General features: G+C 68.2%; 18 protein-coding genes. 9 read left to right on the forward strand and 9 right to left on the reverse strand.

Going from position 1 to position 17,614, the window contains the following annotated elements:
* Positions 1–12 precede the first annotated feature (12 nt).
* The 4 genes from sigM (at position 13) to trxA (ending at position 3,181) form a co-directional block, all read left to right on the forward strand.
* Positions 13–726: an RNA polymerase sigma factor SigM gene (gene sigM, locus ACZ3TS_RS17560; protein ID WP_467618701.1), complete on the forward strand. Its 714-nt coding sequence runs from the start codon at positions 13–15 to the stop codon at positions 724–726.
* Positions 723–1,652 (forward strand): anti-sigma factor family protein, encoded by a 930-nt coding sequence (locus ACZ3TS_RS17565; RefSeq protein WP_467618703.1) that lies wholly within the window; start codon positions 723–725, stop codon positions 1,650–1,652. The genes sigM and ACZ3TS_RS17565 overlap by 4 nt, the downstream gene beginning before the upstream one ends.
* A 181-nt stretch (positions 1,653–1,833) precedes the next feature.
* Positions 1,834–2,805 (forward strand): thioredoxin-disulfide reductase, encoded by a 972-nt coding sequence (trxB, locus tag ACZ3TS_RS17570; protein ID WP_467618706.1) that lies wholly within the window; start codon positions 1,834–1,836, stop codon positions 2,803–2,805.
* Positions 2,806–2,848: 43 nt separating this feature from the next.
* Entirely contained in the window at positions 2,849–3,181 is a 333-nt protein-coding gene (gene trxA / locus ACZ3TS_RS17575) for a thioredoxin (protein WP_402422815.1), read from the forward strand.
* 112 nt (positions 3,182–3,293) lie between these two features.
* Here trxA and ACZ3TS_RS17580 read toward each other — a convergent pair whose 3' ends face one another.
* The 9 genes from ACZ3TS_RS17580 to rpmH form a co-directional block, all read right to left on the reverse strand.
* On the reverse strand, positions 3,294–3,911 hold the full coding sequence (locus ACZ3TS_RS17580; RefSeq protein WP_467618709.1) for a GNAT family N-acetyltransferase: 618 nt from the start codon (positions 3,909–3,911) through the stop codon (positions 3,294–3,296).
* A gap of 329 nt (positions 3,912–4,240) precedes the next feature.
* Positions 4,241–5,362 carry a ParB/RepB/Spo0J family partition protein gene (locus tag ACZ3TS_RS17585; RefSeq protein WP_467618712.1) on the reverse strand — a complete coding sequence of 374 codons (1,122 nt, stop codon included), beginning with the start codon at positions 5,360–5,362 and terminating at the stop codon, positions 4,241–4,243.
* Complete coding sequence (locus ACZ3TS_RS17590; protein WP_467618906.1) at positions 5,359–6,432, reverse strand: ParA family protein; 1,074 nt, start codon at positions 6,430–6,432, stop codon at positions 5,359–5,361. Before ACZ3TS_RS17590 ends, ACZ3TS_RS17585 begins: the two co-directional genes overlap by 4 nt.
* A 298-nt stretch (positions 6,433–6,730) precedes the next feature.
* A complete protein-coding gene (gene rsmG, locus ACZ3TS_RS17595; protein ID WP_467618714.1) occupies positions 6,731–7,447 on the reverse strand; it encodes a 16S rRNA (guanine(527)-N(7))-methyltransferase RsmG in 717 nt (238 codons plus the stop codon).
* A gap of 119 nt (positions 7,448–7,566) precedes the next feature.
* Positions 7,567–8,079: a Jag family protein gene (locus tag ACZ3TS_RS17600; protein ID WP_467618717.1), complete on the reverse strand. Its 513-nt coding sequence runs from the start codon at positions 8,077–8,079 to the stop codon at positions 7,567–7,569.
* A gap of 15 nt (positions 8,080–8,094) precedes the next feature.
* Positions 8,095–9,393: a membrane protein insertase YidC gene (gene yidC, locus ACZ3TS_RS17605; RefSeq protein WP_467618719.1), complete on the reverse strand. Its 1,299-nt coding sequence runs from the start codon at positions 9,391–9,393 to the stop codon at positions 8,095–8,097.
* 3 nt (positions 9,394–9,396) lie between these two features.
* Positions 9,397–9,750, reverse strand: coding sequence for a membrane protein insertion efficiency factor YidD (gene yidD, locus ACZ3TS_RS17610; protein WP_467618722.1), 354 nt, complete (start codon positions 9,748–9,750; stop codon positions 9,397–9,399).
* Positions 9,747–10,121: a ribonuclease P protein component gene (gene rnpA, locus ACZ3TS_RS17615; protein ID WP_467618724.1), complete on the reverse strand. Its 375-nt coding sequence runs from the start codon at positions 10,119–10,121 to the stop codon at positions 9,747–9,749. Before rnpA ends, yidD begins: the two co-directional genes overlap by 4 nt.
* A gap of 21 nt (positions 10,122–10,142) precedes the next feature.
* Positions 10,143–10,280, reverse strand: a complete 138-nt coding sequence (gene rpmH / locus ACZ3TS_RS17620) for a 50S ribosomal protein L34 (RefSeq protein ID WP_003956500.1) — start codon at positions 10,278–10,280, stop codon at positions 10,143–10,145.
* A 423-nt stretch (positions 10,281–10,703) separates the two neighbouring features.
* On the opposite strand from rpmH, the gene dnaA reads away from it, so the two are divergent.
* From dnaA to ACZ3TS_RS17645, 5 genes are all read left to right on the forward strand, one after another.
* Positions 10,704–12,566 (forward strand): chromosomal replication initiator protein DnaA, encoded by a 1,863-nt coding sequence (dnaA, locus tag ACZ3TS_RS17625; RefSeq protein WP_467618726.1) that lies wholly within the window; start codon positions 10,704–10,706, stop codon positions 12,564–12,566.
* Positions 12,567–13,688: 1,122 nt separating this feature from the next.
* The gene (gene dnaN / locus ACZ3TS_RS17630) at positions 13,689–14,819 is read left to right on the forward strand and encodes a DNA polymerase III subunit beta (protein WP_467618728.1); all 1,131 of its coding nucleotides are present in this window, start codon (positions 13,689–13,691) and stop codon (positions 14,817–14,819) included.
* Between the two features lie 181 nt (positions 14,820–15,000).
* The gene (gene gnd / locus ACZ3TS_RS17635) at positions 15,001–15,876 is read left to right on the forward strand and encodes a phosphogluconate dehydrogenase (NAD(+)-dependent, decarboxylating) (RefSeq protein ID WP_467618730.1); all 876 of its coding nucleotides are present in this window, start codon (positions 15,001–15,003) and stop codon (positions 15,874–15,876) included.
* Positions 15,877–15,927: 51 nt separating this feature from the next.
* Positions 15,928–17,049: a DNA replication/repair protein RecF gene (gene recF / locus ACZ3TS_RS17640; protein ID WP_467618732.1), complete on the forward strand. Its 1,122-nt coding sequence runs from the start codon at positions 15,928–15,930 to the stop codon at positions 17,047–17,049.
* Positions 17,046–17,579 (forward strand): DciA family protein, encoded by a 534-nt coding sequence (locus ACZ3TS_RS17645; RefSeq protein ID WP_467618735.1) that lies wholly within the window; start codon positions 17,046–17,048, stop codon positions 17,577–17,579. Before recF ends, ACZ3TS_RS17645 begins: the two co-directional genes overlap by 4 nt.
* Positions 17,580–17,614: the final 35 nt, after the last annotated feature.

Genomic DNA, 17,614 nt, shown 5'->3' on the forward strand with positions numbered 1-17,614 from the left:
GGGAGGGGGCCGATGGCGGATGTAGCCGGATACGGCGATGCAGGCGATCAGGACCTCCTGGCCCGTCATGTCGAGGGCGACCCGGACGCTTTCGGGGAACTCGTACGACGGCACCGCGACCGACTCTGGGCCGTGGCGCTGCGGACGCTGGGGGACCGCGAGGAGGCCGCCGACGCCGTTCAGGACGCCCTCCTATCCGCCTATCGTGCCGCCCACACCTTTCGCGGCCAGTCGGCCGTCACAACCTGGCTGCACCGCATCACGGTGAACGCCTGCCTGGACCGCGCCCGCAAGGCGGCCTCCAGGAAGACCTCGCCGGTCGACGACACGGAACGGCTGGAGCAACTCCTGGAGCCGCACGAATCGGCGTCCGCCCCGGCCGAGCGCAACGATCTGCACCGCGAGCTACTGGAAGCCCTGGGCGCCCTGCCGGCCGACCAGCGAGCCGCCCTCGTCCTGGTGGACATGCAGGGCTACCCGGTGGCCGAGGCCGCCCGCATCCTCGATGTGCCGACCGGGACGGTGAAGAGCCGCTGCGCCCGCGGCAGAGCCAGACTGCTGCCGCTGCTCACCCATCTGCGTAGGGAGGGCGGCGGGCAGGACGGCAAGAAGTCGGGGGGCGGACGGAACCGGGCGCAGGGGGCATCCGTCCCACCGGCAGCGGGACCACAGGATGCAGGGCCAAGCGATTCAGCTGCTGTGAAGGGCGGAGGTGGGCGAGCGTGACATCCACGACCGGCACAGCCGGACACCCGGAAGTCGAGGAGCTCTCCGACCTCAGCGAAGGTCTTCTCCCACCCTCCCGCACCGCGGACGTGCGACGGCATCTGGACGACTGCCCCCTCTGCGCCGACGTGTACGACTCCCTTGAGGAGGTCCGCGGCCTCCTGGGCTCCCTGCCAGGGCCCCCTCGCATGCCCGACGACGTGGCGGGGCGTATCGACGCAGCGCTCGCAGCAGAGGCGTTGCTGAGCGCGACAGCACCCGACACTGCTGATGCCTCCTCTCCCGAGCCCGCCGTCGCACATGTTTCACGTGAAACATCGCCCTCTTCCCCGTCCGGCCGCCCGTCGGGTCACGCCATCGCGGCCACCGGACCGGGTCGCATGAAGCGCAGGCGCCGGCCCGGTCGCAGGGCCGCAGCCCTGGGCGCCGTCCTCACGGCCGCGGCCCTCGGACTGGGCGCGGTGCTGGTGCAGACGCTGACCAACGACTCGGGAAAGACTCCGCAGGCGACCCCCCAGTCACACACCGACGCGGCGCACACCTACTCCGAGGGCACGCTGCAGAGCCGGGTGGCAAACCTGCTCGCCGGGAAGACGACGGGCAACGGCCGCTCCGGCAGTGCCAAGCCATGGGGCGTCGAGTCCGACGTCGGCACCACGGGGTCATCGGGCATGCAACCGAACAAGACGTTCCAGGGCACCACCGTCGACGTGCCGGGTTGCGTCGAACAGGCCATCCACAACAACCAGACCGTGCTCGCTGCCGACGAGGGTGTGTACCAAGGCATCGCCGTCTATCTCGTCATCACTCCTGACGCCTCCGACAGCACCAAGGTCACTGCCTACATCGTTGACGCCGCATGCGTGAAGCAGGCCTCGGCGTCGCCGGGCAAGGTGCTTCTGACCCAGTCGTACGCGCGCTCCTGAAGTCTTCTCGGCCGGACGGCTGCGGCCCAGGTATCCCTTGGCATCTGTGTGCGGTGTCGTCTCCCCGTGTGCCCTGACACACCGGGAATGCGGGCCCCTTAGGATCCGTTGGGTGGGGTGAGAGTACAGAGCGAGCCTCCACCGAGTAGCAGCTGCAGTCTCAGAGACGAGGAAACAAGCCGTGAGCGACGTCCGTAACGTGATCATCATCGGCTCCGGGCCCGCCGGCTACACGGCGGCGCTCTACACCGCGCGCGCGTCGCTGAAGCCCCTAGTGTTCGAGGGTGCCGTCACCGCGGGCGGCGCGCTGATGAACACCACCGACGTGGAGAACTTCCCCGGCTTCCAGGACGGCATCATGGGCCCCGAGCTCATGGACAACATGCGCGCGCAGGCCGAGCGCTTCGGTGCCGAACTCATCCCGGACGACATTGTCTCCGTCGACCTCAACGGTGAGATCAAGACCGTCACGGACACGGCCGGCACGGTGCACCAGGCGAAGTCCGTCATCGTCGCCACCGGCTCTCAGCACCGCAAGCTGGGTCTGCCCAACGAGGACGCCCTCTCCGGACGCGGCGTCTCCTGGTGCGCCACGTGTGACGGCTTCTTCTTCAAGGATCAGGACATCGCCGTGATCGGTGGCGGCGACACCGCCATGGAGGAGGCCACCTTCCTCTCGCGGTTCGCCAAGTCCGTGACGATCGTCCACCGCCGTGACACGCTGCGCGCGTCCAAGGCGATGCAGGACCGCGCCTTCGCCGACCCGAAGATCAAGTTCGTCTGGGACAGCGAGGTCGCCGAGATCAAGGGCGACCCGAAGCTGGAGAGTCTGACGCTGCGCAACCTGAAGACCGGAGAGCTCACCGAGCTGCCGGTGACCGGTCTGTTCATCGCGATCGGACACGACCCGCGCACCGAGCTCTTCAAGGGCAAGCTCGACCTGGACGAGGAGGGCTACCTGAAGGTGGACGCTCCCTCCACCCGAACCAATGTGACCGGTGTCTTCGGCGCCGGTGACGTCGTAGACCACACCTACCGCCAGGCGATCACCGCGGCCGGCACCGGCTGCTCCGCGGCCCTCGACGCCGAACGGTTCCTCGCCGCTCTCGCGGACAGCGAGCATCAGGCCGAGCCCGAGAAGACCACCGTCTGACCCCCTTTTCGCCCCACCGCATCATCGAGTTAAGGAGCCCGCCGTGGCCGGCACCCTGAAGAACGTAACCGACGACTCCTTCGAGCAGGACGTCCTGAAGAGCGACAAGCCCGTCCTGGTGGACTTCTGGGCCGCCTGGTGCGGTCCGTGCCGCCAGATCGCGCCGTCGCTCGAGGCGATCGCCACCGAGTACGGCGACAAGATCGAGGTCGTCAAGCTCAACATCGACGAGAACCCGGCCACTGCTGCCAAGTACGGCGTCATGTCGATCCCGACCCTGAACGTCTACCAGGGCGGCGAGGTCGCCAAGACCATCGTCGGCGCCAAGCCGAAGGCAGCGATCGTCCGCGACCTCGAGGACTTCATCGCCGAATAAGCGGGACGCCGCTGCACCAAGGCAGCGATGTTTCACGTGAAACATGAATGGGCCAGCCCTCGGGGGCTGGCCCATTCGCATGATGGGAGACACAGGAAGAGAGCGTCGTCGATCACAGCGGCCGCAGCGCCGGTTCCTTCTGTACAGCTCCCAGAAGGCGATCCAGTGCCAGCTCCACGTCTTCCTTCCAGGAGAGCGTCGTACGCAGCTCCAGCCTCAGTCGGGGGTACGTCGGATGCGTGCGCACCGTCTTGAAGCCCACCGCAAGGAGATGCTCGGCAGGGAGGAGACACGCAGGTTCCTTCCAGCGGGCGTCGCCGAATGCCTCGATCGCCTTGAAGCCACGACGCAACAAATCCTTGGCGACCGTCTGGACCATCACACGGCCGAGACCCTGGCCTTGATACCCGGGCATGATGAAGGCGGTCATCAACTGGACCGCATCCGGCGACACAGGACTCGTGGGAAACGCCGTGGAGCGTGGGACATAGGCAGGTGGCGCGTACAGCACGAAGCCCACCGGAACGTCATCCACGTAGACCACCCGGCCGCAGGATCCCCAGTCCAGTAGGACGGCGGAGATCCACGCCTCCTTCTCCAGCGTGGACGTGCCGGCCCTTACCGCGGCTTCGCTGCTGACGGGATCCAACTCCCAGAAGACGCACGCCCGACAGCGGTGGGGGAGGTCTGGAAGGTTGTCCAGCGTGAGCGGTACAAGCCGACGCCCCATGAAGGCAGTTCCTCGCTTCCCTCGCCCGCTGCGTCGCGGGCGGCTGTCAGAGTGCTCCGCTCCCTGAGCAGGCTGCCGACGAAGCCGCCGACCGCTCCCAGGCTCAGGCCCACGGTCACCAGTCCGGTACGGCTCATGGTTCGCATGGCCCCCGCCTCCCCAATGAAGGTGTCGCCAGGTGGATGCGCCATACCCGAACGCATCGTATCCATGATGCGATTCCATCGAAACTGCCTGAAAGCAAAGAGCAGACCGTGTTCCGGTACACACCGGACACGGTCTGCTCTGGTGGTCGGGCGCTCGCAATCCGTCGCGTTGCCTGCTGGCTGTCAGTCCTCCGAGGCCTCCGAGTCCTCGGAGGCCTCGAAGCCGCCGTCGAGAACGCTCTTCTGGAGGACCGGTCCCTCGCCCGGCGCAAGCGTGCTCAGGATCCGCTCGAGATCCTCCATCGATGCGAACTCGACGGTGATCTTCCCCTTCTTCTGTCCCAGGTCGACCTTCACCCGGGTCTCGAAGCGGTCCGAGAGCCGGGTCGCCAGCTCACTGAGAGCCGGAGAGACCCGAGCACCGGCACGCGGCCCCTTGGAGCGCGGAGCACTCTGCGGCCGTGATCCCATAAGGGTGACGATCTCCTCGACGGCCCGCACGGACAGTCCCTCGGCCACGATCCGGTGAGCCAGCCGATCCTGCTCCTCCGAGTCCTCGACGGACAGCAGGGCTCGGGCGTGCCCGGCGGACAGCACTCCCGCGGCCACCCGCCGCTGGACCGCCGGCGACAGCTTAAGCAGACGGAGCGTGTTGGAGACCTGAGGGCGGGACCGGCCGATGCGGTCCGCCAGCTGATCATGGGTGCAGTTGAAGTCCTTGAGGAGCTGGTCGTAGGCGGCCGCCTCTTCCAGCGGATTCAGCTGGGCCCGGTGCAGGTTCTCCAGGAGGGCGTCGAGAAGAAGCTTCTCATCGTCCGTGGCGCGCACGATCGCCGGAATGAACTCCAGACCCGCCTCCCGGCAGGCCCTCCAGCGTCGCTCACCCATGATGAGCTCATAGCGCGCCGGGCCGATCTGCCGCACCACGATGGGCTGGAGAAGTCCGACCTCCTTGATGGAGGTGATGAGTTCGGCAAGCGCGTCCTCATCGAACACCTCACGAGGCTGCCGCGGGTTGGGGGTGATGGAGTCCAGGGGCAGCTCGGCGAAATGGGCACCGAAAGGAGGTGCGGGCGTCTCCGCGGCACCGTTCGTCAACGGCTCCTCGGTCTCCTGTGAAACGGGCGGAAGCGTGGCCACCCTCGCGGCCGCCACCCCCCGGTCCGTCGTCAGTACGGGCACCGTCGCAGGGGGGGCGGACGCGCCGCCACCCACTCCGGCCGGGGCCGCCGGCTTCTCGCCTGTCGGGGCAGCAGGGATCAGTGCGCCAAGACCACGGCCCAACCCCCTCCGTCGCTCGCTCACTGGATCCCCTCCACCATGCTCTGTTCCGTCTGTGCACCGATGTGGGCCTGCTCGGCGTCGTAATGGACGCCCACACCCTTCAGCGCGATTTCACGTGCCGCCTCAAGATAGGAGAGAGCGCCACTCGACCCTGGATCGTAAGTCAGGACCGTCTGTCCATAACTCGGCGCCTCGGAGATGCGGACCGAGCGCGGAATGCTTGTCCTCAGCACCTCGTCACCGAAGTGCGTGCGTACCTCTTCCGCGACCTGGGACGCCAGGCGCGTCCGGCCGTCGTACATGGTGAGCAGGATGGTCGACACATGCAAGGCGGGATTGAGGTGCCCCCGCACCAAGTCGACATTGCGCAGCAGCTGACCCAGGCCCTCCAGCGCGTAGTACTCGCACTGGATCGGGATGAGTACCTCCTGCCCGGCGACCAGCGCGTTGACCGTCAGGAGACCCAGCGAGGGCGGGCAGTCGATGAGAACGTAGTCCAGCGGCTGCTCATAGGCCTGGATCGCCCGCTGCAGTCGGCTCTCCCGCGCCACCAGGGACACCAGCTCGATCTCCGCACCGGCGAGATCGATCGTGGCAGGAGCGCAGAAGAGACCCTCGACATCGGGGACCGGCTGGACGACCTCCGCGAGCGGCTTGCTCTCGACCAACACGTCATAGATGGAAGGGACTTCGGCATGATGGTCGATCCCCAGAGCGGTGGAGGCATTGCCCTGAGGGTCGAGGTCGATCACCAGGACGCGGCCACCGTGCAGGGCGAGAGAAGCGGCAAGATTGACCGTCGTCGTGGTCTTGCCCACCCCGCCCTTCTGGTTGGCGACCACGATGACGCGGGTCTGCTCAGGCCGCGGCAGACCTTCGCCAGCGCGGCCCAGTGCCTCCACCGCAAGTTGGGCAGCACGACCGATGGGAGTGTCGTCCATCGGGGGCGGTGTTTCACGTGAAACATCCTCCCCCATCGACTCGGTACGGGGACCGGGGACCGGATCGGTCATCGGTCCCGCGATGTTGGCGTCGGACCGCAAGGATTCACTCTCCTCGACTTCAGGCTCGCAATGAACAGAGCCTCCCATGCCTTCGGGGTCGTGAACCAGTGAGGTCTGGTCTTCTGTGGAGAAATCCACCTCTGTGGACAACTCCGCGCCCTCCACGGGGGACGAAGTGCCGCGTGTGGACGGTTCGCCGAGGGACCCGAGGGGCCTGCGGTCGCGAGGTTCGGCCGCAGCCCGGCCGCGACTGATGATGCCGTGCAGCAGTGATCGACGTTTCACGTGAAACACGATGCACAGCAGTCGTGGCCGGACTGTCGCGACACTCCGGCATGGGTAGGTTTGGCGGCTTGTGTGGAGTACGTCTCGCCATCAGGACGGATCAGCGGCGACGTCGCGCACGTCCGGTCCGGGCCGCCTTGGCTCGCTTGGCCGCAAAGCGCACGCCTCCAGGGCTCTCCCCGACCTCGACCCGCACCACTGTGGACGGCGGATCCACGATGCCCTCCCCGACATGGAGGATGGAGGTCTCCACAGCACCGAGCTTGCTCAGCGCGGTGGCCGCGCTCTTGAGCTCCTCCTCGGCGGTATCGCCCTTGAGTGCGAGCATCTCCCCGTACGGGCGCAGCAACGGGATACCCCATGTCGCCAGTCGGTCCAGTGGAGCCACGGCCCGTGCCGTGACCACATGGACCGGCGGCAGCTTACCCATGACCTCCTCCGCACGGCCCCTCATGACCGTCACATGGTCGAGGCCCAGGAGTTCGACGACCTCCATAAGGAAGTTCGTGCGTCGCAGCAGCGGTTCCAGCAGCGTGATCTTCAGGTCGTCCCGCACGAGGGCCAAGGGAATACCGGGCAGCCCGGCACCCGACCCGACATCACACACCGTGACCCCCTCGGGCACGACCTCGGAGAGCACCGCGCAGTTCAGCAGGTGCCGCTCCCACAGGCGGGGGACCTCCCGAGGGCCGATGAGCCCTCTCTGCACTCCTGTCTCGGCCAGGAGCTCGGCATACCGGACCGCATCGGCGAACCGATCGCCGAATACATCACGCGCCTGCTCGGGTGCAGGGGGGAGCTCCGCTGCCTCCGTCACGGGGACCGTCCTTCCGTACCGCATCGACGTACCGGGCGTCGACTACCAGAACTACCAGGCTGACAAAGTTCGGCCCCGCCTGCGCAACAGGCGGGGCCGGAGAAAATGTATGGACCGAATCAGGCGGGCAGCACGACGACGAAGCGCTGCGGCTCCTCGCCCTCGGACTCGCTGCGCAGACCCGCGGCCTTGACCGCGTCGTGCACCACCTTGCGCTCGAACGGCGTCATCGGCTTGAGCTTCACGGGCTCACCGCTGCTCTTGACCTCCGCCGCCGCCTTGGCGCCGAGCTCCGAGAGCTCCGCACGCTTCCTGGCCCGATAGCCGGCGATGTCGAGCATCAGCCGGCTGCGGTCGCCGGTCTCCCGGTGCACGGCCAGGCGTGTGAGCTCCTGGAGCGCCTCCAGCACCTCGCCGTCACGGCCGACCAGCTTCTGCAGGTCGCGGGTGCCCGCGTCGCTGATGATCGACACGGACGCACGGTCGGCCTCGACGTCCATGTCGATGTCGCCGTCGAGATCGGCGATGTCCAGCAGACCCTCGAGGTAGTCCGCCGCGATCTCGCCCTCCTGCTCCAGGCGGGTCAGGGTGTCTGCACCCTCGGCAGCGGCGGAGGTGGTGCCTTCCGTCACGGGATGGACTCCTTCTTACTTCTTGGACGGGGACTTGGGCCGCTGCGGACCCTTGCGCTGGCCGGACTGGGCCCTGCTGCGGCCGTTGCCGGGCTTGGACGTCGCCTTCCCGGCGCCGCCCTCAGGCGCGGTGTCCTGCGGCGCGGTGTCCTGCGGCTCGTCGGACTTGCTCAGCGACGTCGACGAGGCGGACTTCGGCTCGGAGCCGCCCGCCGACTTCGCACCGCCGGACTGACGCTGCGCCTTGCTCTGCCGCTTGGGCTGCTGGCGCTTGGCGGCGCCGGTGGTCGGCGTACCGTCCTCGGCTGTGGCGACAGCCACAGCCTCGCCCTTCACCACGGTGCCGTCGGACTGAGCCGCGAGGCCCGCCTTGTTCAGGCCGTTGATGAACTTGCGCTCGAACTCGTTGCGGTCGCGGCCCTTGGCGACGATCGCCTTGACGATGGTCTTCTCACGCCGGTTGCGGGTCTTGCCGTGGTGCGTGACGTGCTTGGTGAGACGCTCCAGGTAGGCGGCCTGGGCCTTGGAACCCGGGGTCGGGTTGTTGTGGATCACGTACATCTGCTGGCCCATGGTCCACACGTTGGTGGTCAGCCAGTAGACGAGGACACCGACCGGGAAGTTGATACCGAAGACGGCGAACATCACGGGGAAGACGTACATCAGCATCTTCTGCTGCTGCATGAACGGCGTCTTCACGGTGGTGTCGACGTTCTTCGTCATCAGCTGACGCTGCGTGTAGAACTGCGACGCCGACATCAGGACGATCATGATCGCGGTGACGACCCGGACGTCGGTCAGCGAGGCACCGAGCGAGGCGACCTTGTCCGCGCTGTCCGTGAACTTCGCGGCCAGCGGAGCACCGAAGATGTGCGCCTTACGAGCGCTGGCGAGCAGCTGATCGTCGATGACGCCGATCGTCTTGCCCGTCGCGATGCCGTTGAGCACGTGGTACAGGGCGAAGAAGAACGGGGACTGCGCCAGGATGGGAAGGCACGAGGAGAGCGGGTTGGTACCCGACTCCTTGTACAGCTTCATCATCTCTTCGGACTGGCGCTGCTTGTCGCTCTTGTAGCGCTCCTGGATCTTCTTCATCTCGGGCTGCAGCGTCTGCATGGCCCGAGTCGCCTTGATCTGCTTCACGAAGAGCGGGATCAGGCAGATACGGATCAGAATCACCAGGGACACGATGGACAGGCCCCAGGCCCAGCCCGTGTCGGGACCGAAGATCTTCCCGTACACCGAGTGGAACTGGACGATGACCCAGGAGACGGGTGTCGTGATGAAGCTGAAGAGGCTGGCAATCGTGTCCACTAATCATGCTCCTTGGGCATGGGACGAGGTCTCTGCGGCCGGGCTCGAAGGGATGTGCCCCTCGGTGGCCGATTCGGCGGCAATGGGCCCGCCCTTGCGTGCACGCCAGGCGTCGCGCAGCACTTCGTGCCACCGCGGACGCTTGCGTGGCGGGACATGGTCCACACCACCGAGCGACCACGGATTGCACCGCAGGATGCGCCAGGCGGTGAGTGCAGTCCCCTTGATCGCACCGTGCCGGTCTATGGCCGTGTAGCCGTAGTGAGAACACGACGGGTAGTACTTGCACACCGGCCCGAGCAGCGGACTGATCGTCCACTGGTAGAGCTTGATCAGAACCAGCAGTGGGTACTTCATCGCGCGCCCCCTCCTCCCAGCAGCCGCTGAAGGGCGGCATCCAGGTCTCGGGCCAGCTGTGCTTGGTCGGCGTCACCCGAACCGGGCAGCGCTCGTACGACTACCAGGCTACCGGGGGGCACCAGGACCACTCGGTCACGCATCAGATGGCGAAGCCTGCGCTTCACCTTGTTGCGTACGACCGCTCCGCCCACGGCCTTGCTCACGACGAAACCCGCACGCACCGGGGGAGCGCTCTCCCCAGGCGCGTGCGGGTCGGTGGCACCGCTACGTACGTGGACGACGAGAAGCGGGCGTCCGGCCCGGCGCCCTCGGCGTACCGCGGTCGCGAAGTCCTCGCGCCGCCTCAGCCGGTTCTCGGTGGGCAGCACGACGTCATGACCTGACCGGGATCAGGCGGACAGACGGGCGCGACCCTTGCTGCGGCGGGACGCCAGGATGGCGCGGCCGGCACGGGTGCGCATCCGCAGCCGGAAGCCGTGGGTCTTCGCGCGACGACGGTTGTTCGGCTGGAAGGTGCGCTTGCTCACTCGGGGGCTCCAGTAATGATTCGATGGGTGGCGGGGTGTCGCCTGGCTGTCACCGTGCGCCCACGAGTAGCTCGCATTACGCCCGAGTGCACCGCTTCCCGATCACCGAAATGTGCCCTGGTAGGGACACTGGTACGTGATCTGTGCCCATCGGAGGCAGGCGGCAGCAGCCATCGACAACTCGACCTGGTTACGGTACGCGGGGCTGCGCCATCCGGTCAAACCAACAGCCGGTAGGAGACACTTGTCCACAGGCTGGGGACAACAACTTGAACCGCACCGGCCGCCCTGACTACCGTGGCTGGACTCCGATTCGTTCCTTTATCCCTGCCCCATCTGTTCCGTTCCCGCCCGACCCACCCGATTTACATCCCGACCCGTCCCGCACCACACGTTCGTGGGACCTGTGAGAGAGCGTGCCCTGTGGCTGACGTACCTGCCGATCTTGCCGCAGTGTGGCCACGAGTACTCGAGCAGCTTCTCGGTGAGGGGCGCGGGCCGGGTGTCGAGGCGAAGGACGAGCACTGGATCAAGCGCTGCCAGCCGCTGGCGCTGGTCGCCGACACCGCTCTGCTCGCCGTACCGAACGAGTTTGCGAAGGGCGTCCTGGAGGGCCGGCTCGCGCCGATCGTCAGCGACACGCTGAGCCGTGAGTGCGGCCGCCCGATCCGCATCGCGATCACCGTCGACGACTCCGCGGGCGAGCCCGCCGTACCGCCCCCGCCCGCCCCACCGCGCTACGAGGAGCCCGAGCTCCCCGCCGCCCAGGGCCGCGACCTGTACGACGGCCGGGGCGGCTATGAGGGGTACGGCCGCCACCGGGCGGACGACCACCGTGGGGGCCGCCCCGACCAGCTCCCCACCGGACCCGGCGACCAGCTGCCCACCGCCCGTCCCGCCTACCCGGGCGAGTACCAGCGCCCGCAGCCCGGCGCCTGGCCGCGCGCGTCCCAGGACGACTACGGCTGGCAGCAGCAGCGCCTCGGCTTCCCCGAGCGCGACCCGTACGCGACGCCGGCGCCGGACTACCGCGCGCCGTCGCAGGCGCGGTCGCCGTACGAGCAGCAGCGCCCGGAGTACGAGAGCGCACGCGCCGACTACGACCAGCAGCGCCCCGACCGGCGCGAGCTCCCGGAGCCGCCCTCCGGCAACGGCCAGGTGCACCGGGGCGGTCCGGTCGGCCAGGGTCCCGCCACCGGCGCCCCCGGACCGCTGGCCGCGCAGCCCGCACCGGCGACCGGTCCCGGCGAGCCCACCGCGCGCCTGAACCCGAAGTACCTCTTCGACACGTTCGTCATCGGCGCCTCGAACCGCTTCGCGCACGCGGCCGCGGTCGCCGTCGCCGAGGCACCGGCGAAGGCGTACAACCCCCTTTTCATCTACGGGGAGTCGGGGCTCGGCAAGACGCACCTGCTGCACGCGATCGGGCACTACGCGCGCAGCCTCTACCCGGGCACGCGCGTGCGCTATGTGAGCTCCGAGGAGTTCACCAACGAGTTCATCAACTCCATCCGTGACGGCAAGGCGGACGCGTTCCGCAAGCGCTACCGCGACATGGACATCCTGCTGGTCGACGACATCCAGTTCCTGGCGCAGAAGGAGTCGACGCAGGAGGAGTTCTTCCACACCTTCAACACGCTCCACAACGCCAACAAGCAGATCGTGCTGTCCTCGGACCGGCCGCCCAAGCAGCTGGTCACCCTCGAGGACCGGCTGCGCAACCGCTTCGAGTGGGGTCTGATCACCGACGTGCAGCCGCCCGAGCTGGAGACGCGCATCGCGATCCTGCGCAAGAAGGCGGTGCAGGAGCAGCTCAACGCCCCGCCGGAGGTACTGGAGTTCATCGCCTCCCGCATCTCGCGCAACATCCGCGAGCTGGAGGGCGCGCTGATCCGGGTGACGGCGTTCGCGTCGCTCAACCGGCAGCCCGTGGACCTCGGTCTGACGGAGATCGTCCTCAAGGACCTGATCCCCGGCGGCGAGGACTCGGCTCCCGAGATCACCGCGACCGCCATCATGGCGTCCACCGCGGACTACTTCGGGCTGACGGTGGAGGACCTGTGCGGCACCTCGCGTGGTCGCGCCCTGGTGACCGCCCGCCAGATCGCGATGTATCTGTGCCGTGAGCTGACGGATCTGTCGCTGCCGAAGATCGGCGCGCAGTTCGGCGGCCGGGACCACACGACGGTGATGCACGCCGACCGCAAGATCCGCGCGCTGATGGCCGAGCGGCGTTCCATCTACAACCAGGTGACCGAGCTGACCAACCGCATCAAGAACGGCTGACAGCAGCCCGCACACGGCACCGAGGGCGCCCCGGGAGCTTTCCCGAGGGCGCCTTGCGCTGTTCTCATACGCGCGTGGCGGCCGCCTTCCGGACTCCCCGGACCGCTCGCTGAGGAGCGCCCTGAGCCTTCCCCCGGCCGTCCAGCGAGGGCGTCCGCAGCCGTTCCCCGGCGGCCCGCGCGGCCGGCCCGCGAGGAGGTCCGCAGCCGTTCCCGTTCCCCGACCGCTCGCGGATGGTGAACCGACCGTCCACGACCGCTCGCGGAGCAGCCGCCCGATCGTTCCTCCGTCCTCCGAGGAGGCGCCGTCAGCCGGCTCCGGGCCGCACCTCGGAGACCCGCTGTTCGAATACCTGCCGCGTTACGGCCACTCTCCACAGATCCGGCGACTTTCTTCCGTCCACATCCTGGGGACTGTGGAGTTGTCCAGACGGCGTCCACAGGTGATCCTGTTGAGCAACGATCAGGCCAGCTCAGCCACTTGTGGATTGGTGGACGAACGATCTCCACAGACTGTGGACGACACGAAGATCCACAGGGTGTGCACGGAGTTGTCCACCGACGGCCCACAGGCTGTGGCCGTTTGTCCCCAGCAATCCGGCGCTTCTCCACATCCCTGTCCACCGTTCGGCAACGCGACGCGGTCACTCACCGGCCCGAGTGAAAGGCGTCACACCAAGGTGCTGGGTTGGGCTGTGGGAAAGGTGGGCAAAGCTGGGGACGGTACTGGGGAGAAGTCCCCCGAGGCTGTGCACGGCGTGTGCAGAACTTTCCGTTCTCCACAGAGACACGTGGTTGTCCACTGCTCGTGCCCACAGGGCCCGTGGACAAAATCTCGCCGCTGACCTGGGACAACGCGGTTATCCACGGTATCCACAGGCCCTACTACTACTCCCAACTAGAGAGACCAGGGAATTCGCTTCGAAGCGGGGTCTGTGCACAACTCGTTCTCCGGCTCCCGACTGCCCCTCGTCACGACTTGACCCCGAGAGGCGCCTACTGTCAGCGCCGTGCGTCAGACTGTTCCCCGGTGTCCTTCCCCTCACAGGGACCCACGACACCGAGTCAGACGACGAAGGCGAAGCAGGGCGAGAACGCCGGCAACAGCAGGAGGCGGCTTACGGTGAAGATCCGGGTGGAACGCGACGTACTCGCGGAGGCAGTGGCCTGGGCGGCGCGCAGCCTCCCGGCCCGTCCGCCGGCGCCGGTCCTCGCCGGCCTGCTGCTGAAGGCGGAGGACGGCCATCTGAGTCTCTCCAGCTTCGACTACGAGGTCTCGGCGCGGGTGTCCGTGGAGGCTGAGGTCGAGGAGGAGGGCACGGTCCTCGTCTCCGGTCGTCTTCTCGCCGATATCTCCCGGGCTCTCCCCAACCGGCCGGTGGAGATTTCCACAGACGGTGTACGAGCGACGGTGGTCTGCGGCTCCTCGCGGTTCACCCTCCACACCCTCCCTGTGGAGGAGTACCCGGCACTGCCCCAGATGCCGAACGCGACGGGCACGGTCCCGGGCGAGGTCTTCGCGTCCGCCGTGCAGCAGGTCGCCATCGCCGCGGGCCGCGACGACACGCTGCCCGTCCTCACCGGTGTGCGCATCGAGATCGAGGGCGACACGGTCACGCTGGCCTCTACCGACCGCTACCGCTTCGCGGTCCGCGAGTTCCTGTGGAAGCCGGAGAACCCTGACGCGTCCGCGGTCGCCCTGGTGCCCGCCAAGACCCTCCTGGACACCGCCAAGGCGCTGACCAGCGGTGACAGCGTGACCCTGGCGCTGTCCGGCTCGGGCGCGGGCGAGGGCTTGATCGGCTTCGAGGGCGCCGGCCGCCGCACCACGACCCGCCTTCTCGAAGGCGACCTCCCGAAGTACCGCACGCTGTTCCCGACGGAGTTCAACTCGCTCGCCACCATCGAGACCGCCCCCTTCGTGGAGGCCGTCAAGCGCGTCGCCCTGGTCGCCGAGCGCAACACCCCGGTTCGGCTCAGCTTCGAGCAGGGTGTGCTGATCCTTGAGGCCGGCTCCAGCGACGACGCACAGGCTGTGGAAAGGGTCGACGCCCACCTGGAGGGTGACGACATCTCGATCGCCTTCAACCCGACCTTCCTGCTGGACGGCCTGAGCGCGATCGACTCCCCGGTGGCCCAGCTGTCCTTCACGACGTCCACCAAGCCCGCGCTGCTGGGCGGCAAGCCTGCCGTGGACGCCGAGGCGGACGAGGCGTACAAGTACCTGATCATGCCGGTGCGACTCAGCGGCTGAGCACCGATCGCTGTCCACAGCGTCCGGCGACCCGGTGGATCACGGACCGCCGGACGAAACCGCAGGTCGGGGCATACGTATGAGCGTGTATGCCCACAGGTGTGCATGAGGGGCCGGGTTTAGGCTCGGACGCAGGTACGAAAGTGCCCCTCATGCCACATCGCAACCTAAGGAACAACTGATGGAGCTCGGTCTCGTCGGCCTCGGCAAGATGGGCGGCAACATGCGCGAGCGGATCGGCCGCGCAGGCCACACCGTCATCGGATACGACCGCAACCCGGACCTCGCCGATGTCCACAGCCTCGAAGAGCTTGTGGGCAAGCTCGGGGGCCCGCGCGTGGTGTGGGTGATGGTCCCGGCCGGCGCCCCGACCCAGTCCACGATCGACGAGCTCGCCGAGCTCCTGGAGCCCGGTGACGTCGTCGTGGACGGCGGCAACTCCCGCTGGACGGACGACGAGAAGCACGCCGAGGAGCTCGCGGTCAAGGGCATAGGCTTCGTGGACTGCGGTGTCTCCGGCGGCGTCTGGGGCCTCGAGAACGGCTACGCGCTGATGTACGGCGGCGACGCCGAGAACGTCGCCAAGGTGCAGCCGATATTCGACGCCCTCAGGCCCGAGGGCGACTTCGGCTCCGTGTACGCGGGCAAGGTCGGCGCGGGCCATTTCGCGAAGATGGTCCACAACGGCATCGAGTACGCGATGATGCAGGCCTACGCCGAGGGTTGGGAACTGCTGGAGAAGGTCGACTCCGTGGAGAACGTCCGCGAGGTCTTCCGCTCCTGGCAGGAGGGCACCGTCATCCGCTCCTGGCTGCTGGACCTCGCGGTCAACGCCCTCGACGAGGACGAGCACCTGGACAAGCTGCGCGGCTACGCCGAGGACTCCGGCGAGGGCCGCTGGACCGTCGAGGCCGCCATCGACAACGCGGTGCCGCTGCCCGCGATCACCGCGTCGCTCTTCGCGCGGTTCGCGTCCCGGCAGGACGACTCGCCGCAGATGAAGATGATCGCGGCGCTGCGCAACCAGTTCGGCGGCCACGCGGTCGAGAAGAAGTAATCCACAGGGCCGCCCGGCGGTCCACAACCCTGGGGAGGTCGGCGAACGACCATGCACGTCACGCATCTGTCGCTGGCCGACTTCCGCTCGTACGCCCGGGTCGAAGTCCCGCTCGACCCGGGCGTCACCGCCTTCGTCGGGCCCAACGGACAGGGCAAGACGAACCTCGTCGAGGCCATCGGCTATCTGGCCACCCTCGGCAGCCACCGCGTCTCCTCCGACGCGCCCCTGGTCCGCGTGGGCGCCGAGCGGGCGATCATCCGGGCGCAGATCAGGCAGGGCGACCGCCGGCAGCTGATCGAACTCGAGCTGAACCCAGGCAAGGCCAACCGTGCCCGTATCAACAGATCCTCGCAGGTCAGGCCGCGTGACGTGCTCGGCCTCGTACGCACCGTGCTGTTCGCGCCAGAGGACCTCGCGCTGGTCAAGGGCGACCCCGGCGAGCGGCGCCGCTTCCTCGACGAGCTGATCACCGCCCGCTCCCCGCGCATGGCAGGCGTCCGCTCCGACTACGACCGGGTTCTCAAGCAGCGCAACACCCTCCTCAAGACTGCCGCGCTGGCCCGCCGCCACGGGGGCCGCACGATGGATCTGTCCACGCTCGACGTCTGGGACCAGCACCTCGCACGCGCCGGGGCCGAGCTGCTCGCCCAGCGCCTCGACCTGATAGCCGCGATCCAGCCGCTCACCGACAAGGCGTACGAGCAGCTGGCACCCGGCGGTGGACCGGTCGCCCTGGAGTACAAGCCGTCCGCGCCTGGTGAGGCCCACACGCGCGAAGCCCTCTACGAGCAGCTGATGGCCGGGCTCACCGAAGTCCGCAGGCAGGAGATCGAGCGCGGCGTCACCCTGGTGGGACCCCACCGGGACGATCTCCTGCTCAAACTGGGTCAGTTGCCCGCCAAGGGATACGCCTCCCACGGCGAGTCCTGGTCCTACGCGCTGGCGCTGCGCCTGGCGTCGTACGACCTCCTCCGTGCGGAGGGCAATGAGCCGGTGCTCGTCCTCGACGACGTCTTCGCCGAACTGGACACCCGCCGTCGCGAGCGCCTGGCCGAGTTGGTGGCGCCGGGCGAGCAGGTCCTGGTGACCGCCGCGGTCGACGACGACGTACCGCATGTTCTGACGGGGACGCGCTACACCGTGTCCGACGGCACCGTGGAGCGCGCATGAGCACCGACGAGCCCGCACCGAAGAAGACCCCTGAGCTCTCGGGCGTGGACCTCGCGCGCGTGGCGCTCAGGGCCGCGAAGGAACAGGCACGCGCGCGTGGGGACGCGGCGCAGCAGAGGAAGCAGGCACGGCGCGGCGGCCTGCGCTCCGGCGCCCGCGCCGACGGCCGCGACCCCATGGCACTGGGCGCCGCCATCAACCGGCTGATCACCGAGCGCGGCTGGGAGACGCCTGCCGCGGTGGGCGGTGTGATGGGCCGCTGGCCGCAGATCGTCGGCGAGGACCTCGCCAAGCACTGCGTGCCGCAGAGGTACGACGAGGACGAACGCGTCCTGACGGTGACCTGTGACTCCACGGCGTGGGCGACCCAGCTGCGGCTGCTGGCCCCGCAACTGGTCGCGCGCCTCAACGAGGACCTCGGCCACGGCACGGTCCGGTTGATCAAGGTGCATGGTCCCGGCGGCCCCGCCCGCCGCTTCGGTCCCCTGCGCGCTCCCGGCAGCACGGGGCCCGGCGACACCTACGGGTGACCGACATCACTCCAAGCCGCTCGGGGCAGCTTCCG

Source organism: Streptomyces sp. NPDC022910 (assembly GCF_055561075.1).

Coding starts and splice junctions, on each gene's coding strand:
- sigM (WP_467618701.1), top strand. CDS start 13: ATGGCGGATGTAGCCGGATACGGCGATGCAGGCGATCAGGACCTCCTG.
- ACZ3TS_RS17580 (WP_467618709.1), bottom strand. CDS start 3,911: ATGGGGCGTCGGCTTGTACCGCTCACGCTGGACAACCTTCCAGACCTC.
- ACZ3TS_RS17590 (WP_467618906.1), bottom strand. CDS start 6,432: ATGGGAGGCTCTGTTCATTGCGAGCCTGAAGTCGAGGAGAGTGAATCC.
- yidD (WP_467618722.1), bottom strand. CDS start 9,750: ATGAAGTACCCACTGCTGGTTCTGATCAAGCTCTACCAGTGGACGATC.
- gnd (WP_467618730.1), top strand. CDS start 15,001: ATGGAGCTCGGTCTCGTCGGCCTCGGCAAGATGGGCGGCAACATGCGC.
- recF (WP_467618732.1), top strand. CDS start 15,928: ATGCACGTCACGCATCTGTCGCTGGCCGACTTCCGCTCGTACGCCCGG.
- ACZ3TS_RS17645 (WP_467618735.1), top strand. CDS start 17,046: ATGAGCACCGACGAGCCCGCACCGAAGAAGACCCCTGAGCTCTCGGGC.